This window comes from Mesorhizobium sp. M0626 (assembly GCF_040320665.1).
In the GTDB taxonomy this organism is placed as follows: Bacteria; Pseudomonadota; Alphaproteobacteria; order Rhizobiales; family Rhizobiaceae; genus Mesorhizobium.
Window position 1 is genome coordinate 187,040 of record NZ_JAMYQD010000016.1, and the last position, 16,948, is coordinate 203,987.

20 protein-coding genes and 1 pseudogene are annotated in these 16,948 nt (G+C 62.6%); 13 read left to right on the plus strand and 8 right to left on the minus strand.

Annotated elements, in window-relative coordinates:
• Positions 1–29: 29 nt before the first annotated feature.
• The 12 genes and pseudogenes from NKI37_RS21655 (at position 30) to NKI37_RS21710 (ending at position 11,627) form a co-directional block, all read left to right on the plus strand.
• A complete protein-coding gene (locus NKI37_RS21655; protein ID WP_023669474.1) occupies positions 30–890 on the plus strand; it encodes a carbohydrate ABC transporter permease in 861 nt (286 codons plus the stop codon).
• Positions 887–1,843, plus strand: coding sequence for a carbohydrate ABC transporter permease (locus NKI37_RS21660; protein ID WP_352787895.1), 957 nt, complete (start codon positions 887–889; stop codon positions 1,841–1,843). The genes NKI37_RS21655 and NKI37_RS21660 overlap by 4 nt, the downstream gene beginning before the upstream one ends.
• Complete coding sequence (locus NKI37_RS21665; RefSeq protein ID WP_023807881.1) at positions 1,840–2,931, plus strand: ABC transporter ATP-binding protein; 1,092 nt, start codon at positions 1,840–1,842, stop codon at positions 2,929–2,931. Before NKI37_RS21660 ends, NKI37_RS21665 begins: the two co-directional genes overlap by 4 nt.
• 1 nt (position 2,932) lies before the next feature.
• Positions 2,933–3,994 (plus strand): ABC transporter ATP-binding protein, encoded by a 1,062-nt coding sequence (locus NKI37_RS21670; protein WP_023807882.1) that lies wholly within the window; start codon positions 2,933–2,935, stop codon positions 3,992–3,994.
• Positions 3,995–4,029: 35 nt separating this feature from the next.
• Positions 4,030–5,127 carry a Gfo/Idh/MocA family protein gene (locus NKI37_RS21675; RefSeq protein WP_352787891.1) on the plus strand — a complete coding sequence of 366 codons (1,098 nt, stop codon included), beginning with the start codon at positions 4,030–4,032 and terminating at the stop codon, positions 5,125–5,127.
• Positions 5,128–5,153: 26 nt separating this feature from the next.
• Complete coding sequence (locus NKI37_RS21680; protein WP_023807883.1) at positions 5,154–6,068, plus strand: sugar phosphate isomerase/epimerase family protein; 915 nt, start codon at positions 5,154–5,156, stop codon at positions 6,066–6,068.
• 55 nt (positions 6,069–6,123) lie between these two features.
• A complete protein-coding gene (locus NKI37_RS21685; protein ID WP_023673173.1) occupies positions 6,124–7,065 on the plus strand; it encodes a sugar ABC transporter substrate-binding protein in 942 nt (313 codons plus the stop codon).
• Between the two features lie 61 nt (positions 7,066–7,126).
• Complete coding sequence (locus tag NKI37_RS21690; protein ID WP_050586906.1) at positions 7,127–8,131, plus strand: ABC transporter permease; 1,005 nt, start codon at positions 7,127–7,129, stop codon at positions 8,129–8,131.
• The gene (locus tag NKI37_RS21695) at positions 8,128–8,925 is read left to right on the plus strand and encodes an ATP-binding cassette domain-containing protein (RefSeq protein WP_023689425.1); all 798 of its coding nucleotides are present in this window, start codon (positions 8,128–8,130) and stop codon (positions 8,923–8,925) included. Before NKI37_RS21690 ends, NKI37_RS21695 begins: the two co-directional genes overlap by 4 nt.
• Positions 8,919–10,094, plus strand: coding sequence for an aldose 1-epimerase family protein (locus NKI37_RS21700; protein WP_023673170.1), 1,176 nt, complete (start codon positions 8,919–8,921; stop codon positions 10,092–10,094). The genes NKI37_RS21695 and NKI37_RS21700 overlap by 7 nt, the downstream gene beginning before the upstream one ends.
• A gap of 118 nt (positions 10,095–10,212) precedes the next feature.
• Positions 10,213–11,307 (plus strand): fatty acid desaturase family protein, encoded by a 1,095-nt coding sequence (locus NKI37_RS21705; RefSeq protein WP_352787886.1) that lies wholly within the window; start codon positions 10,213–10,215, stop codon positions 11,305–11,307.
• Between the two features lie 27 nt (positions 11,308–11,334).
• Positions 11,335–11,627, plus strand: a pseudogene (locus tag NKI37_RS21710) (Rieske 2Fe-2S domain-containing protein).
• A gap of 992 nt (positions 11,628–12,619) precedes the next feature.
• On the opposite strand, the gene NKI37_RS21715 reads toward NKI37_RS21710, so the two are convergent.
• The 8 genes from NKI37_RS21715 to NKI37_RS21750 form a co-directional block, all read right to left on the minus strand.
• On the minus strand, positions 12,620–12,793 hold the full coding sequence (locus NKI37_RS21715; RefSeq protein WP_023700486.1) for a DUF3606 domain-containing protein: 174 nt from the start codon (positions 12,791–12,793) through the stop codon (positions 12,620–12,622).
• A gap of 316 nt (positions 12,794–13,109) precedes the next feature.
• The gene (locus tag NKI37_RS21720; protein WP_023673164.1) at positions 13,110–13,316 is read right to left on the minus strand and encodes a hypothetical protein; all 207 of its coding nucleotides are present in this window, start codon (positions 13,314–13,316) and stop codon (positions 13,110–13,112) included.
• A 203-nt stretch (positions 13,317–13,519) separates the two neighbouring features.
• Positions 13,520–13,912, minus strand: coding sequence for a hypothetical protein (locus tag NKI37_RS21725; RefSeq protein ID WP_023673163.1), 393 nt, complete (start codon positions 13,910–13,912; stop codon positions 13,520–13,522).
• 87 nt (positions 13,913–13,999) lie between these two features.
• Positions 14,000–14,356 (minus strand): hypothetical protein, encoded by a 357-nt coding sequence (locus tag NKI37_RS21730; protein ID WP_023685250.1) that lies wholly within the window; start codon positions 14,354–14,356, stop codon positions 14,000–14,002.
• Between the two features lie 75 nt (positions 14,357–14,431).
• Positions 14,432–15,064 (minus strand): DUF4142 domain-containing protein, encoded by a 633-nt coding sequence (locus tag NKI37_RS21735; protein WP_023807884.1) that lies wholly within the window; start codon positions 15,062–15,064, stop codon positions 14,432–14,434.
• 455 nt (positions 15,065–15,519) lie between these two features.
• On the minus strand, positions 15,520–15,747 hold the full coding sequence (locus NKI37_RS21740; protein ID WP_023673160.1) for a KTSC domain-containing protein: 228 nt from the start codon (positions 15,745–15,747) through the stop codon (positions 15,520–15,522).
• A gap of 37 nt (positions 15,748–15,784) precedes the next feature.
• Positions 15,785–15,979 (minus strand): hypothetical protein, encoded by a 195-nt coding sequence (locus NKI37_RS21745; RefSeq protein ID WP_023673158.1) that lies wholly within the window; start codon positions 15,977–15,979, stop codon positions 15,785–15,787.
• 193 nt (positions 15,980–16,172) lie between these two features.
• Positions 16,173–16,358 (minus strand): DUF3606 domain-containing protein, encoded by a 186-nt coding sequence (locus NKI37_RS21750; RefSeq protein ID WP_023700484.1) that lies wholly within the window; start codon positions 16,356–16,358, stop codon positions 16,173–16,175.
• Positions 16,359–16,484: 126 nt separating this feature from the next.
• Here NKI37_RS21750 and NKI37_RS21755 point away from each other — a divergent pair.
• Positions 16,485–16,948: ATP-dependent DNA ligase (locus NKI37_RS21755; protein ID WP_502896316.1), on the plus strand; the 464-nt coding region annotated here is incomplete at its 3' end.

A 16,948-nucleotide genomic window follows, 5' to 3' on the forward strand; every position in this document is an offset into this window, starting at 1 on the left:
GCAGTCAACGCCACCAGCAAAGCAGCCAGATGAAGCGTTCCGTCCCCTTCGAGATATTCCGCTACGCCGCGATCTTCGCGGCGATGGCGGTGACGCTGGTACCGATCCTGTGGATGGTGTCGATGGCCTTCAAGCCGATCGCCGAATGGTCGGCGACCGGCGCCGACCTGACATGGTGGCCGAAGAACCCGACGCTCGGCAATTTCCAGTTCGTCTTCGGCGAGTCCAACAACAATCTGATCGTGGCGCTCGACCGCACCGCGCTGAAGCCGATCCTGTCGTCGCTGCTGTCTTCGGTGTTCGGCACGGCGATCGCAATGTCGGCGGGCACGGCTGCGGCCTACGGGCTGTCGCGTTTCGGCTCCGGCCAGAACCTGCCGCTGGCGCTGATCCAGCTCAGGCTGTTTCCGCCAATGGCGGTGATGATCCCGGTCATGATCATGTGGGCCTTCCTGAACTTCACCGACAGCTGGTTTGGCCTGGCCCTGATCTACGGCATCGTCACCCTGCCGTTCGCTTTCTGGCTCATGAAGACCTTCTTCGACGACATGCCGCGCGAGATCGAGGAAGCGGCGCTTGTCGAAGGTTGTTCGCGGCTGCGCGTCTTCACGCGCATCACGCTGCCGATGATGCGCGCACCGCTGGCCAGCGCCGCCCTCTTCGTCTTCATCCTCAACTGGTCGGACTATCTGATCGCGCTGCTGCTGACGACGCGTGAATGGGTGACGATCCCGGTCTACATGGCCTCGCTGTCCTCCTCGATGACCGGGCAGCTCTATGGCGCCAAGGCCGCGCTCGGTCTTATCGCCGCGGTGCCGCCGGTCATCATGGGCATCGCCATCCAGCGCCATCTGGTGCGCGGACTGACGTTCGGCGCGCTCAAGCAATGAGCGCGGTGACCGTGACTGTCTCAAAGGACGCAAAGGCCGCGCTTGGCAAGCCCGCGCTGCGGGACGAGGGAGCGCGGCTGGGATTCCGGCTGACGCTGCCGGCGCAGGTTTTGGTGCTCTTCATCTCCGTCTTCCCGCTGCTGATGCAGCTCTACATCAGCGTCACCGACTGGTCGCCGCTCTCCGGCCTCGGCTGGTGGAACGCATGGGAGATGTGGAACAGCTTCGCCAACTACACCGACCTTGCCGCCGATGCGCGCTTCTGGAGCGCGCTGAGGCGCACGGCCATCGTCATGGTCGTGTGCGTGCCCGTCGAATTCCTGCTTGGCCTGGCATTGGCGACGCTGTTCGCGGACGATTTTCCGGGCAAGCGGATCTTCTATTCGATCCTGCTGATGCCGATGATGGTGGTTCCGGCGGTGGCCGGCTACATGTTCTTCATGCTGTTCCAGTCGGGCGGGCCGCTGAACGACATCCTGTCGGCACTCAGCGGTTCCCGCGTCACCATCGCCTGGCTGTCTGACCCCACACTGGCGCTGATCGCGGTGATCATCGCCGATATCTGGCAGTGGACGCCGCTGATGTTCCTGATCCTGCTTGCCGGCCTGGTCGGCGTGCCGCAGGACCAGATCAAGGCGGCGACCCTGCTCGGCGCCAACCCGTGGCAGCGCTTCGTCACCATCGTGCTGCCGAAGATGAAGACGATCGTCATCATCGCGCTGGCGATCCGCGTCATCGAGAACTTCAAGATCTTCGACACGCTCTACATCATGACCGGCGGCGGCCCCGGCGTCGCCACGGAGACGATCTCCGTCTACATCTACAAGGTCACGACGCAGGACCTGATCTGGGGCTATGTGGCGGCGATCGCGCTGGCCATCCTGGTCGTGCTTTCGATCGTTGCCGTATTCGCCATGAAGCGCATGGCGCGGGCAAGGCTGGTGCCGGCATGAGCGCGATCCAGCTGCGCAACCTGGTCAAGGCCTTTGGCGAGTTCACGGCGCTGAAGACCATGGACCTCGACATCGCCGATGGCGAGTTCATGGCGCTCCTCGGGCCTTCGGGCTGCGGCAAGTCGACGACGATGAACATGATCGCCGGCATGGAGGAGCCGACCAGCGGAAAGATCCTGTTCGGCGAGCGCGACATGGCCGGCGTGCCGATGGGCCGGCGCGGCGTCGGCTTCGTTTTCCAGAACTATGCCATCTTCACCCACATGACGGTGCGCCAGAACCTTGCCTATGGGCCGCGGATGCGCGGTGCGGCGAAAGCCGAGATCGACCGCCGCGTCGGCGCCACCGCCGAGCTGCTGCAGTTGACGCCGCTGCTCGACCGCAAGGCCGACCGGCTCTCGGTCAACATCCTGCAGCGGGTGGCAATCGGACGCTCGGCGATCATGGAGCCGGCGATCTTCCTGCTCGACGAGCCGCTGTCCAATGTCGACGCCGCCTTCCGGGCGGTAATGCGGACCGAGCTCAAGCAGCTGCAGCGCCAGTTCAGGCAGACGATGGTCTACGTCACCCATGACCAGCTCGAGGCCATGACCATGGCCGACCGCATTGCCGTCATGGATCACGGCGTGCTGCAGCAGGTGGGAACGCCCCTGGAAGTCTACAACAATCCAGCCAATGTCTTCGTCGCCCGCTTCATCGGCGCTCCGGGCATGAACCTGCTGAAGGGAAGGCCGGCGGAGAGCGACCGGGGCCTGGTGGTCGATCTCGGGCCACTGGGGGTCACGCCGACGCTGCCGGATGCGCTGGCCGCCACCTTGCGCGGATCGCGCTCTGAGGTGCTTTACGGCTTCCGGCCCGAACAGATGTCGCTGGTGCAGAGCGGGCAGGGCCTCGCCATGCCGGTGAGCTTCGTCGAGCGGATCGGCGCGAGGACCATCGTCCATCTCGGCGATGGCGAGACCGCCGTGAAGGCGGTGTTCGACAATGCTGTCGGACTGTCGATCGGCGAGCTTGCCGTCGTCGCCCCCGTGGCATCGTCCGTGCGTGTCTTCGATGCCCGCAGCGGCATTGCGATGAAGGCAGGTTGACATGGCCGATATCGTCTTTCGCAATGTCAGCAAGCGTTACGGCACGACGCTCGCCGTCGACGACGCCTCGTTCACCGTCAATGACAACGAATTCTTCTGCTTCTTCGGGCCGCCGCTGTCGGGCAAATCGACAATCCTGCGCCTGGTGCTCGGGCTGGAGACGCCTGACGCCGGAGAGATCCTGATCGGCGGCAAACCGGTCAACACCGTCTCGCCGGCCGAGCGCAATGTCGCCATGGTGTTCCAGAACCTGGCGCTGTTCCCCCATATGAGCGCGCGCGAAAATGTGCGTTTCCCGCTGGTCGAGCGCAAGGTCGCCGAGGCCCAGATCGAAACGCGTGTCGCCGATGTGGCCGCCAAGCTCCACATCGGCCATATTCTGCACAAGCCGCCGGCGCAGCTTTCCGGTGGCGAGCGGCAACGCGTGGCGATAGCCCGCGCCCTGGTGCGCGACCCGAACGCCTATCTGATGGACGACCCGATCTCTGCGCTCGATGCGCGGCTGCGCGAGGAAACGCGCGTCGAGCTCAAGCGCATCCAGCGCGAACTCGGCAAGACGCTGATCTACGTCACCCATGACCAGGAAGAGGCGATGTCGATCGCCGACCGCATCGCGATTCTGGAGAATGGCAGGATCCGACAGATCGGCGCCCCGTCCGAGATCTACGACCGCCCGGCGAACACCTATGTGGCGCGACTGCTTGGTTCGCCGATGATGAACATCCTCAAATCCGTTCGCGGCGAAGATGGCCTCGAGGCCGCCGAAGGCACGGTCAGCATCGACGATCGCGCTGCTCCGGCCGACGCGATCGAAATCGGGCTCAGGCCGGAGGACATCAAGGTCGGGCCCTGGGTCGAAGGGGGCGCTGGCCGCCCGGCGCGCGTATTCGAGGTCGAGCCCCTTGGCGGCTACACGGTGGTAACGCTCGCCGCCGGAGAGGCGCGGCTGAAGGCGCTGCTGCGCGGCCAGCCCGACATCAGGCCGGATGCGGTGGTAGCGATATCCTGCGAGCCGGCCCGGGTGCATTATTTCGGGCAGGACGGAGGCGCGTTGGCGAGATGATCGCGGCTGCGAAAACAGAATTGCGGGAGGAAGACATGGCGAGCGAAGGCTTCGAGCCGGACGTGAAGGTCCGCACGAAAGAATACCGTATCGGCTGCATCGGCGCCGGCATGATCATGGCCGAATGCCATCTTGCCGCCTATGCGCAGGCCGGTTTCCCAGTCGTCGCCATCGCTTCGCGCACCAAGGCCAGTGCCGAGAAGGTAGCTGCACGCTGGAGCATTCCGACCGTCCACGACACACCGGAACAGCTGATCGAGGATTCCGAGGTCGAGATCGTCGACCTGGCGTTTCCGCCCGACCAGCAGCCGGCATTGATCCGCCATGCGCTGAAGCAGCCTCACATCAAGGCGATCCTGGCGCAGAAGCCGCTGGCGCTGTCGGTCGATCAAGCCGTGAAACTGCGCGACGAAGCCGCAAAGTCCGGCAAGATCCTCTCGGTCAACCAGAACATGCGCTACGACCAGTCGATGCGCGTGCTGAAGCAGATCATCGACAGCGGCGCGCTGGGCGACATCGTCTTTGCGCAGATCGACATGCATGCGATCCCGCACTGGCAGACCTTCCTTCAAGACTACGACCGGCTGACGCTGGCCAATATGAGCGTGCACCATCTCGACGTGCTGCGCTTCCTGTTCGGCGATCCCTCGGAAATCACCACCCTGACACGCAAGGACCCGCGCACGACATTCGAGCATAGCGACGGCATCACCGTCTCGACGCTGCGCTTTCCCTCCGGCGTGCTCGCCGTGTCGCTGGAGGATGTCTGGTCCGGACCGCGCCAGGAGGGCTATCTGGACGACCAGCACATCAACTGGCGCGTCGACGGCACCAAGGGTGTCGCCAAAGGCACGATCGGCTGGCCGAAAGGCGTGGCCTCGACGCTGACCTATGCCTCGACCGAGACGACCGGCGGCGAATGGGTCAGCCCGAGCTGGGACACGATGTGGTTCCCGCATGCCTTCGTCGGCGTGATGGAGCAATTGCAGCATGCGGTGAAGACAGGCGCGCCGCCGGCATTATCGGTGGCCGACAACGTCAAGACGATGGCGCTGGTCGAAGCCGGCTATCGCTCGATCGACGAGGGCCGCACCGTCAAGCTTTCCGAAATCTCGATAAAATCAGCCAACTGAATCGCTTACAGGGAGGAGTTCACATCATGATGCAGGCAGGTATTTTCACGGGCTATTTCCCGTACGGGCTCGAAGAGACGGCAAAGAAGATACGCGGGCTCGGTTTCAACACGGTGCAGCTCGACCTGCATTTCAGGGATATCGATCTGTCGGCCGGGCAGATCACTGAGGAAAAGGCCAAGCAGGTGCGCGACGTCTTCCGCGACAACAACCTGCCGATCTGCTGCGTGTCGGGCTACACCAACATTATCCACCCCGATAAAGTCGAGCGCGACAAGCGCGTCGGCTATCTCAAGGAAATCATCCGCAATGCGCGCGCCTTCGGCTCGCCCTACGTGATCTCGGAGACCGGCACCTACAACACCGAATCCGACTGGGTGCATCACCCCAAGAACAAGACCGAGGAAGGATTCGAGGAATGCCGCAAGGTGATCTCGGAGCTTGCCCAGACGGCTTACGACCATGGGGCGGTGTTCCTGCTCGAAACCTATGTCAACAATGTCGTCGGTTCGGTCGAGGAGACGGTGAAGATGTTCGCCCAGGTCGACCATCCGGGCCTCGGCCTGCTGATGGATCCGACCAACTATTTCGAAACCCACAACATCAACCGGATGGACCAGATCCTGAACCAGGTGTTCGATACGCTGACCGACAAGATCAAGATCGCGCATGCCAAGGACGTCAAGCGTTCGGGCAGCGACAAGTCGGAAAAGCATGCCGACATCGGCGACGAGGATGCCATGGAGAGCCACACGTTCCGCGGCGTCGGCGAGATCGAGCTGCCGGCGCCCGGGCTGGGCTCGCTGAATTACGATCTCTATCTCCAGCGGCTGGCGGAAAAGCACCCAAACATCCCGGTCATCATCGAGCATCTCTCGGAAGACGACGTGCCGCGCGCGAAGAAATTCCTCGACGGGAAGTTCCGCGCCAACGGGCTGTGAGCGCCGGTTGCGCCGCCGGCGCATGGCGGCGCAACCCCAACCAAGGGAGGAATGAATGTTGAAATTCGCATTGAAAGTGGCTGCCGCGGCAACGCTGGTAGCCGGGGTCTCCTTGAGCCTGCCGGCATTCGCGCAGGACGGCCAGAAGACCTTCTATCTGCTGTCGCATGGTGGCCCTTCGGACGCGTTCTGGATCGACTGGAATGCCGGCGCGACCAAGGCCTGCGACCAGCTCAAGGTGACCTGCAAGATCTCGTTCAGCGGCGGCGACATGGCGGCGCAGAAGGAGGCTTTCAACTCGGCGCTCGCCGCCAAGCCGGACGGCATCGCTACCACCTCGGCTCAGCCCGGCCTGTGGACGGAGGAGGTGAAGGCCGCCAAGGCCGCCGGCATACCGATCGTGTTCTTCAACACCGATGATCCGGCGACCGGGCGGCAGGCCTACGTCGGGGCCGACCTCAGGGAAGCGGGCGTCATCTGGGCCAAGTATCTCGTCGACCACAAGATGGTGAAGCAGGGCGACAAGGTGTTCCTGCCGGTCGAAGTGCCGGGCGCCAGCTACCAGCAGCTCGAGACCGAGGGCATCGCCAGCGTCTTCGATCCGCTCGGAATCAAGTACGACGTGGTCGATTGCGGCACCGACCCGGCCGGCATCATCGCCAAGATGACCGACTACATGGTCGCCAACAATCCGCCGGCAATCATTGCACTGGGCGATTCCGTGGCAGCAAGCATCAAACGCGTCTTCGACGGGGCCGGTGTGTCGGCCGGCAAGGTCCCGGTCGTCGGCTGGGGCAACTCAAAGGAGACGGCCGAGGCGGTCAAGTCCGGCTTCGTCAATGCTGCGGCCTGGCAGTACCCGTCGGCGCAGGGCTTCATGCCGGTGGCGCTGCTCGGGCTTGCGGCCTCTGGCGAGCCGGTCGGCTACGACATTCACACATTCAGCCTCTACGACGCCTCGAGCGTCGAGCCGATCCTGAAACTCTACAACAAGTGACGACAATCGGCGCCCGCCCCGAAATGGCGGGCGCCCGACGAAACGCATGGTCCTGACAGATATGGCAATCACAGCAGACGACGACACGCAGCGAGCGAAGGGCAGGTCTGCGCTGCTGCGTTCGCCGCAATTCTCCTCGCTCATCATCCTCATCGTGCTGCTCGTGGTTTTCGCCATCGCCGACGGCAACTTCCTGTCGCCGCTCAACATATCCAACATGATGGCGTTCCTGCCCGAGCTCGGCATCATCGCTCTCGGCATGACGCTGCTGCTGACGGCGGGCGAGTTCGATCTGTCGGTCGGCGCCGTGTTCGGCCTTGCGCCCGTCGTGGTGATGCTGCTGGTGCAGAATGGCGGTATCGACATCGGCGTCGCCCTCCTGGCCGGGCTTGTGCTGTGCATCGCGATCGGCGCCATCAACGGGCTGATCGTCACCAAGATCGGCATTTCCTCGTTCCTGGTCACGCTGTCGATGCTGCTCGTCGTGCGCGGCGCGGCGCTCTACATCACGCAGGGATTCCCCCTGAAGTCGTGGGACCAGCCCGGCTTCTTCGTCACGCTGCTTGCCGGCAGCTTCAATGTAGGCTCGTTCCGGTTCTACACCTCGCTCTGGTGGTTCATCGGCCTGTCGCTGCTGGCGATTTACATCCTGCGCTACGCCAAGCTCGGCAACTGGATCAGCGCCATCGGCAGCAACCGCAACGCAGCGGTGGCGCGCGGCGTGCCGGCCGACGCGGTCAAGATCTGGCTGTTCATCCTGACCTCGGTGGTGGCCGGGCTGGCCGGCATGATCAGCGCGTTCCGGATTTCGGCCGCCTCGCCGGTGGCCGGCACCGGCTACGAACTCGAAGTGATCGCCATGGTGGTGGTCGGCGGCACGGCGCTCACCGGCGGGCGCGGCACCATCCTCGGCACCATCGTCGGCGCGCTGATGCTGCGCGCCATCCGCAACGGCATCGTGCTGATCGGCGTGCCGGGCTTGGCATACAACATCTTCGTCGGCGTCATCATCCTCGCCATGCTCATCCTGCACGCTTTGCTGCAGAAGAACGCCGCAAGGAGCTGACGATGGAAGTGCTGCGTCTGCAAGACCTGCAAAAGTCCTTCGGCAACGTGCGTGCGCTGAAGAACGCCTCGTTCACCCTCAACGAAGGCGAGGTGGTTGCCCTGCTCGGCGACAATGGCGCCGGCAAGTCAACGCTGATCAAAGCGATCTCCGGCGTCTTCCCGGCCGACCACGGCGACATCTTCGTGCGCGGCGAGAAGGCATCGATCCGCTCGACGCGCGACGCGATGGACCTCGGCATCGAGACCATCCATCAGGACACATCGCTCGCGCCGGACCTCAGCATCGCGCGCAATCTTTTCCTGGGCCGGGAGCCGGTCAATTTCGGCTGGCTCGGCGTGTTCGCGCCGCTCGATCTCGCCAAGCTTCGCAACGCCGCCTCGGCGCTGCTGAAGCGGGTCGGCATTTCGAAAAAGCTCGATGCCGATGCACTGGTGAGCACGCTCTCGGGCGGTGAGCGGCAATCGATCGCGATCTCGCGCGCCATGCAGTTCGCCGCCAAGGTGATCATACTCGACGAGCCGACCAACAATCTTGGCGTCGAGGAAACCCACGGCGTGCTGCGCTTCGTCAAGGAGGTGCGCGACGCCGGCCACTCGGTGCTGCTCATCACCCACAACATCCACCACGTGTTCCAGGTCGCCGACCGCATCATCGTCATGCGCCGCGGCGAAATCGTCGCGGAACAGACGGTCGCCGACACCGACCTGTTGACGGTGGAAAGCATCATCACCGGCGCCGACATGTCGGCCTTGCTCAAGGAGGCGGGCAAAGTGAAGGACGTCGCATGGTAGAGCTTTACGGCAAGACGCTGTCGCGAAGGCAGGTGGCCGAGCGGTCCGGCATGCTGTCGCAGTTTGCCGGTGTGCGGCTTATGACGCTCGGCGACGGCGTGGAGCGCGGCATCCGGATGCTCGAGTTCCGCACCGGCTCCGGCCTGCGCTTCACGGCGCTGGTCGACCGGGCGCTTGATATCGCCGATTGCGACTTCCGGGGCCAGGCGATCGGCTGGCATTCGCCGAGCGGCTTTCGCCACCCCGGACTGCACGAGCATGAAGGGGAGGACGGTTTCGCCTTTGGCCGGTCGTTCTCGGGGCTGCTCGTCACCTGCGGCCTCGATCATATACTGGGCCGGCAAGACGTGCCGGCCGAAAGCTACAATTATCCCGGGCGCAAGCGGGTATTGCACTCGCTGCATGGCCGCATCGGCACCGTGCCGGCGCGGCTGACCGGCTACGGCGAGGCCTGGGACGGCGACCGCTGCGTGCTGTGGGCGGAAGGCATCGTCCAGCAGGCAACCGTGTTCGGCGAGGATCTCCATTTGCTGCGCCGCATCGAGGCCGATGTCGGCGGCAGCGAGATCCGCCTGTCGGACCGCGTAGTCAATCACGGTTTCAGCCGCACGCCGCATATGTATTTCTATCACGTCAATGTCAGCCATCCCTTGCTCGACGAGGGTTCGCGCTACCTGGCGCCGATCCGGGATGTCGTCTGGGCGGCGCACGCCGGCGAACGCTACGAGGCGCAGAAAGTCGGCTACCGAACCGTGCCGGCGCCGCAGCTGGGGTTCAGCGAGCAGGTCTGGGAGCACGAGCTTGGCTCCGATGCGGCGGGCGAGGTGCCGGTGGCCGTCGTCAATGACCACCTGGGCCTCGGCTTCGAGGTCGTTACCCGCAAGGATCAGCTGCCCTGCACCTATCAGTGGCAGAACTTCCAGGCCGGCCTATATGCGTTGGGAATCGAACCTTCGACGCATCATGTTCTGGGCAATCTCGCCGCGCGCGAACGGGGCGAGATGATCTGGCTGGACCATGGCGAAAGCCGCTCCTATGACGCCGTGTTCCGGGTGCTCGACGGTGCCGGCCAGATCGCCCAAGCGGAAGCGAGGATAGGGTCGATCGCCCGGCAGCCGCAACAGGATTACCCTGCGCCGTCGGGCGCTTTTGCGAGACTGCAGGCGTGACCGGCTTGAAACGCACGATCGGTTGCCGCGGCGGGCGGGAAGTGCGCCGGAATACGGAAGCAGGCGCGGCCCGGCCGGCCCCAGGCGGCCCTTGCGGAGCGCAGGCGGGAAAGCGGAGATGACGATGACGGCAAGCAGGAAGCGCGACTACAGCCTGGTCGGTGAAAGCACCAAGCGCGCCATTGAGACCGGATTGGCTTCGGCCGAATGGTATCACACCGATGTCCCGCGCAAGGCGATCAAGGAGTTGATGCAACGCTCCGACGGGCCGGCGATCCGCGACACGATCATCTGCGTCGCCGCGATCCTGGTGTCGGCCGCCGGCATCGTATGGTTCTGGGCCACGTGGTGGGTGGTGCCGTTCCTGTTCGTCTATGGCGTGCTTTACGGCTCGTCCAGCGACTCGCGCTGGCACGAATGCGGCCACGGTACCGCGTTCCGGACGCGCTGGATGAACGATGTCGTCTACCAGATCTCAAGCTTCATGCTGATGCGCAACCCCGTGCAATGGCGCTGGAGCCATGCCCGCCATCACACCGATACCATCATCGTCGGCCGCGATGCCGAAATCGCCGTCATGCGCCCCCCAGATCTGCTGCGGGCGGCGCTCGCCTTCACCGGTATTCTCGATTTCCGCTATTCGCTGCCGGCGCTGGTGCGCCAAGCGTTCGGCAAGCTGTCCGATGAAGAGAAGAGCTATATCCCCGAGATGGAGCAGCACAAGGCGGTGATCGCTGCGCGCTGGCATGTCGCCATCTATGCGGCGACAGTCGGGCTGGCGCTGTTCACGTGGTCGCTGCTGCCGCTGGTGCTGATCGGCCTGCCGCGAGTCTATGGCAGCTGGCACATGGTGCTGACAGGGTTGCTGCAGCATATCGGCCTGGCCGACAACGTGGTCGACCATCGGCTGAACACCCGCACCGTCTACATGAACCCGGTCAGCCGCTTCATCTACTGGAACATGAATTATCACGTCGAACACCACATGTTCCCGATGGTGCCCTATCATGCGCTGCCGAGGCTGCACGAGCTGATCAAGCACGACCTGCCGGTAGCGAACCCGTCGATGTGGCATGCCTATCGCGAGGTCTGGCCGGTGCTGCTGAAGCAGCTGCGGTACGAGGATTTTTATCTCAAGCGCGAATTGCCGCCGACAGCCAGACCCTATCGCGGCGAATTTCACCAGGTGGATATGTCGGCGGCGGCTGAATAGCCATAGCGGATGGTGCGGGAGCCGGAGATGGCCGACTGGATTGAAGCGTGCGCGGTCGATGACATCGAGGAAGAGGATGTCATCTGCTTCGATCCTCGCGGTTTGCCGCTCGCCCGATGACGAGCTCTTCGCCACCGACGGATATTGGACCCATGAGAAGGCGCATCTAGCCGAAGGGCTGGTGATCGACGACGTCATCGAATGCCTTGAAGCACATTGGCCGCTCTGCGACCGGCCAGGTCAAGGGCGCGCCGGTCTGCGTCAAGCTCGCGATCTATCCGATGAGAATCGAGGCCGGCAAGGTGATGATCCAGATCTGACGCGTGGTAACCGGTCCAGCACCGCGTTTAGCAAACTCAGAGTGACGTTTTCCTGAGCCGAAAGAGACAGACCGTCGCCGACGGGCGCGCCATGGAGGGTAAGCGCCAGCTGACCATGCTGCGCGTGCTGGTCATGGACGTGGCCGAGGGCCGCCGACCGGGCTGAGGTCGATCGTCTCGATGCCGCCGGAGTTGTGCTGAACCCTAGATCGCGATGCGGCCCCCAGCCTGTTCACCGTGCCGGGCTAGAATTTCTTCGAGATCGGCACCGCCGACTGTTTTCTAGGTTGGGCTTTCCGGCTCCACAAGACGGGCACCGACGCCGTCATTGCAGCGCCGGCTATGCCACGGTCACCGTGCCCAGACATATGTGCTTGGCCCTTTGACCCTGATCGACGAGGTCCTGATTCACTGCTGCTTCTGCTGATCAGCTTTGAGGTGCTGATTGTGCGGTTTGATCTGGCAGCGTTGATACTGGGCGCTACCGCGATCGAAGCGGAAGGACAGCGCCTACCGCAGCGGCAAAACGACCGCCTGAACAAGATCAGTGTGAGGGAAGGAGATGGAATTTATTGGTGCGCAGCGAGCGCGGCAAAGCTGCGCAGGTGATCGTGGCTGGAAAGCGTCGCTACAAAGGCTGTGCGTTGTCAGTTTGGAAGCCGACACGCGTCCGGCAGACGAGGTGATCTCGCTGGCTGACTGCGGCGCGGGATTATTATTGAACGACGGCAGGAAGTAGGCTCGGTGCCACGCCGTGCGTCCAGGACTCGGGTTGGAGTGGATTATGGTTCGGGGTGACCATAGCCGATCTGCGCAGCCTCGAACCTCCAGCGCTTGCCGCATGTTGGGCAGGGGTACAATTTTCACTTTCACGCTCGACCTGCTCCGCGTGTGCGTCAGGATGATGCTACACTCAAATTCTCACCACGGCTCAAGGTTCTCCTCGGCAGCGAGGCTTCATGCCGTAAGCGAGCCGCCCCGGGAAACTGATTTCAATTCCTTCGCAGCCGCAACGAGGCGCGGTCATTCCCGGCGGCTTTGATGAGCTCCATCACCTGCTCAGGCGTGATGCCGTTCTGCTGGGCAAAATGGAAGAGTTCGTTGCGTTCGTTGGACGAGACCCGGTTCCTGTCGCGAAAATCACGCTCGGTTTTGTTGTCCGTCATCATCTTCTCCTTTCAACCTCAATTCGCCGGCCCGAACCGCCCGCTGGAGCAAAACCCGAGACCGCCCAACGCGGAGGCTGATCGAGCCTCGCTAGGGCTGCTGCGAGTAGACGAAAGCTCCAACTGGCGAAAGCTGGGGGAGCTTGTCCAACGCCGGGGTGGGCTCGGTGCACGCCGTGGCATCGCTTCGGCGACTTTAACCACCCGCCCAGAACACGGATGGGAGCAGCCTCGGAAAGATCCGCCCACCAGGCAATGAAGCTACGCGAACACCGAGTTCCTCGTCCTGTAGCATCAGCAGACGCTCGTGGATGTCTTACCCGGCATTCTCGCCGGAATGATCGAAGTGGATGGCGAGGCCAAAGGCGAGCGCTCGCTCGGCGATCATATTGACAAGATGGCTTTCGCCGATCGACAGCGCCGGAACGGCCTCTTTCAACGCCTCGAGAGCGTGCCGTATCGACAAAAGACCCCGCCGCTTGCGGCTGCTCACATATTGATCGATCAGGGATTCCAGTGGCATCTGCCTGCCTCCGCTTCGGACAGGATCTCGTAGCGTGGCTGCGGAGCAACAGCATTCACATTGGTTAAGAGATGGCGGCGAACGCCATCATGCATGCCGCCAAAAACAGACGGCGGTGGGGCTGGCTGATTTACCCCGGGTTGGAGCGCTACCCTCGGGTAAGCATGGCACGACCGTCGCGCCGGGTTCGGACATTTTCGGTGCTACTGCTCCGGTACCGCGGAGGTTTGTGGATGGTTGCGTGCCGCCTCGGCGATTTCCGGAATGAATTTCGTCGCGGTGCAGCTTCGGTTTACATTGGCGCGGGCGGTAAATACCTCTTGCCCGCAGACTTGCGAAGCGAGCGCGATCGGCACGTGCACCGCCAGTGGCAACTCGGTCTCAGCCACTCCCAGATGTCTTGCAACCTGTTGCTTCACCTCCGGCCGGCCGAGCGAGACGTCAACGCCGACATCATCCTTGGCGGTCGGCGACGATCCTTGCGCCGGCAGTCGACCCTGCTTGGCTGTTTGCGACGAGTCGCCGGATTGCTGCGCGGGCTGACTTGTCTGCGCAGATGCCTCGACGCCCAAAGTCAGCGAGGCCGCCAGTCCCAAAAAAGCCCGGAGCCCCAAAGACGCAACCCGAAGTCCGAATGTGCTCATTGTCATGTTCCTCACCGTGCGGGGTTCAACCTGGCGCGCTCAGAGTTCGGTGTTGCTTCGGCCTCTTTCGAAGACAGGGATGTCTTCCTCCTCCTCATCATTGTCGCCGGTTGGTATGTCCTCGGCGTAGCTGCGGGTCAGTTCCTCGGTTTCGCTTAAGCCGTCGATCGTCTCATTGGCGCCTGCCCCTTCATCATGACGACCGGTAATTTCGCTGCGGGGCCTTGCGCCGATCGGCTGGTCGACATCGTCGGCTCCCCCGAAACCTGGCTCCGCGCCGTGCCTGTCTTCGTGGCCCACGGGGCTGTCCAACACGGCGGCATCCTCCGGGCGAATGGGTTCATCATTGGCGAAGTCACTTCGTCTCGAATGCGAGGTCTCGTTTTGCTTTGGCATGTCAGGTCTCCTGTTCGTTTGGCAAATTCGACGACGCTGGTGCTTGCACGCCGGACTACCTGAGCGACGCACCCTTTAGAGCCTGCATCGACGACCGCTTGAAGGTTGCAGCGTCCCTGGGGGCGGAGGCAGTGCCAGAGGGTTGGCACAGACTCCACAGCGCCGCGAAGAACCAACGTCGTGGCCAGATCCACTCAGCCCTGAGAACCGCTCTTGCTCAGTTGCTGGGCATGTTTGAAATGCTGCCGGATGAGCCGGCGCGGTCTTTTTCGCATGGGCCGCCAGATGTTTTTCCTGACCGTTTTCCGCATAGGAGGTCATCAGCGTCAGGGCTTCCTGGTGCGCTGCAACCTGGGCGTCGACGTAGGCGTTATCGAACGCCCCGCTGCTGTCGTTGCTCAATGCTTCCAATTGGGCAGCATGCTTGCTTGTCATCTCCGGTGCCACTGCGACGTCGTCCTTCTTTGCCGCCGCAATGAGCCGCTTGGAAGAATTCGTGTGGTCCTTGATCATCATGCGAGCGAATTCCTTCACTCGTGATGTCTTCGATTTCCGCAGCGCCAACTCACTCGACTGGATCTCGAACATGTCTGAACTCGAAGCTGCTTTGACAAATTCCTGCGGGGACGTCGTCGCGGTCTGAGCCATTGCCCCCGGGCTGATGAGACCGATGGCGATCGCAGCCAAAAGCACTTTGACGAAATGCATGTTGTGCTCCCAACACGGCCGAGCTGCCGTTGTTCCCCTTTTTGTGACAATAAATACCGGGCGGCAGGCGTAGACCCCGAATGGCTCCTGCTCAGCGCTTTGATCATAGATCCGGCCGTATTGCAGGACCGGTGACTGCGCGGAGCTCAGCGCGGTTCTCCGACAAGGCACTATGATCGCAGAGCAGCCGACCGACTTCGTAAGCCCAGTGGATGCGCAGGAGTGCGCTGTTTGCCGACCCGTCGCCGTGGGTCACGCGTCGTGGCAGACCTGTCCGACAGGTCCATGAAAACTTCTGCAAAACTGCGATGATGATGGGCAAATAGGCCCAGCACCTAGCTTAGTATAATACGCGCCCGCTGGCCCGGCCGGCTTTTCGTTTGCCCTCGGAACCTGGTCAATTCGCACAGTTGCTCCCCTGCGATGGCGCGGGCCGCCTCGAATCTGAAATTCTGTCAATCGCCCGATGCGGCTGCTGCCCTCCCTGCCGCGAGCCGGAATGCATAACGATTGCGGATGTGGCTGTTAAAATAGACGCCCTTGGCAAAGGCAGCTTTGAACGCGGCAACGGCCTCAGCAGGTACGTCCAAAAACTCGTAATGCTTCCCGCTCGCTACAAACCAAACCGAGAGAACCCTGGTGTTCGGGTCATAGTCGAACTTGCGTATCGAAGTCGACGGCATGGTATGCCATCCAAACTCAGCCGGGTTGGATCGCCAGCTACAGGCTGAAACAGTATTCGAAGACGTGCCCGCGCTTCTCGTCGGCAACCCTGATCCAAATGGGTTCGCTGGTGCGCAGGGTGACGTCGCGCTCCGTCGCTTCCCGCGCCGCCCTGATCGGCGTTGTCGCGTGCACGATGTGGGTAGCCGTCACGGTATCGCCATCCATTTCCTCAACGTGGTATTTCGGCACTTGTGTTCCTAAGCGTCTAGTTCGAGAGGCTGATCGTGATCCGGATCGGCATGATAAGCGACCTGGCGAAAATCGCGCATATCGATCTGTTGCCCGCAAACAGGGCAAGGGAGGAAATGCGCGAGTTCGCTCGCGGGCGGGCCTTCATGTCGGTGCCCAATTATTGGTCTGCCGAGATCCGATAGCCTGGTCATTATTTCCGCAGAGCCTTCGCTTCTCGCTCCAGCGTTTCGCGTTGGTTGCCGTGCTTCGCGATCAATTCCTTGACCTGCTGCGGGGTGATCCCGGCCTTGGCTGCGAAATACTCGACTTCATAATCCTCATCGGCCGAGACCCGGTCCCGATCGCGAAAGTCCCGCTTGCTCTTGTCGTCGGCCATATCGATTCCTCCTTCGCTCATCCCGCAACGCCGAGTTGACGTGTTTGTTGCACCCAAGAGGCTGATTTCCGGTTTCGGAACTATTTTAGCTCAATCTTATTGAATCGCCGGAGGGCGGATCAGTGCATGCGTTTGAAGTTCATCGAGCCGTTGATGCCGACCCTTGTGGAGAACCCTCCCGAGGGTGAAGGCTGGACCCACGAGGTCAAGTTCGACGGCTACCGATCGCAGATGATCATCGATGAAGACGGCACACGCATTTATACGCGCAACGGCCACGACTGGACTGCGAAATATCGCGACCTGGTGGGGGAGGCAAAGAGTCTTGGTGCCGAAAGCGCGATTGTCGACGGTGAGATCATCGTCTTGAACGAAGCTGGCCTTTCGGACTTCGGCGATCTGCGCAAAGCGATCACCCGCCGACAGCAAGACCTCTATTTCGTCGCCTTCGATCTATTGCACCTCAATGGGCACGATCTGCGCGACATGGCGCTTGAGGAGCGGCGCGAGATCCTGGCCAGCATGATCGAGCTCGGCGGGCGCATTCAATTCAGCGAGCCGCTGCCGGGCGAAGCGAAGGCCATCTTTCA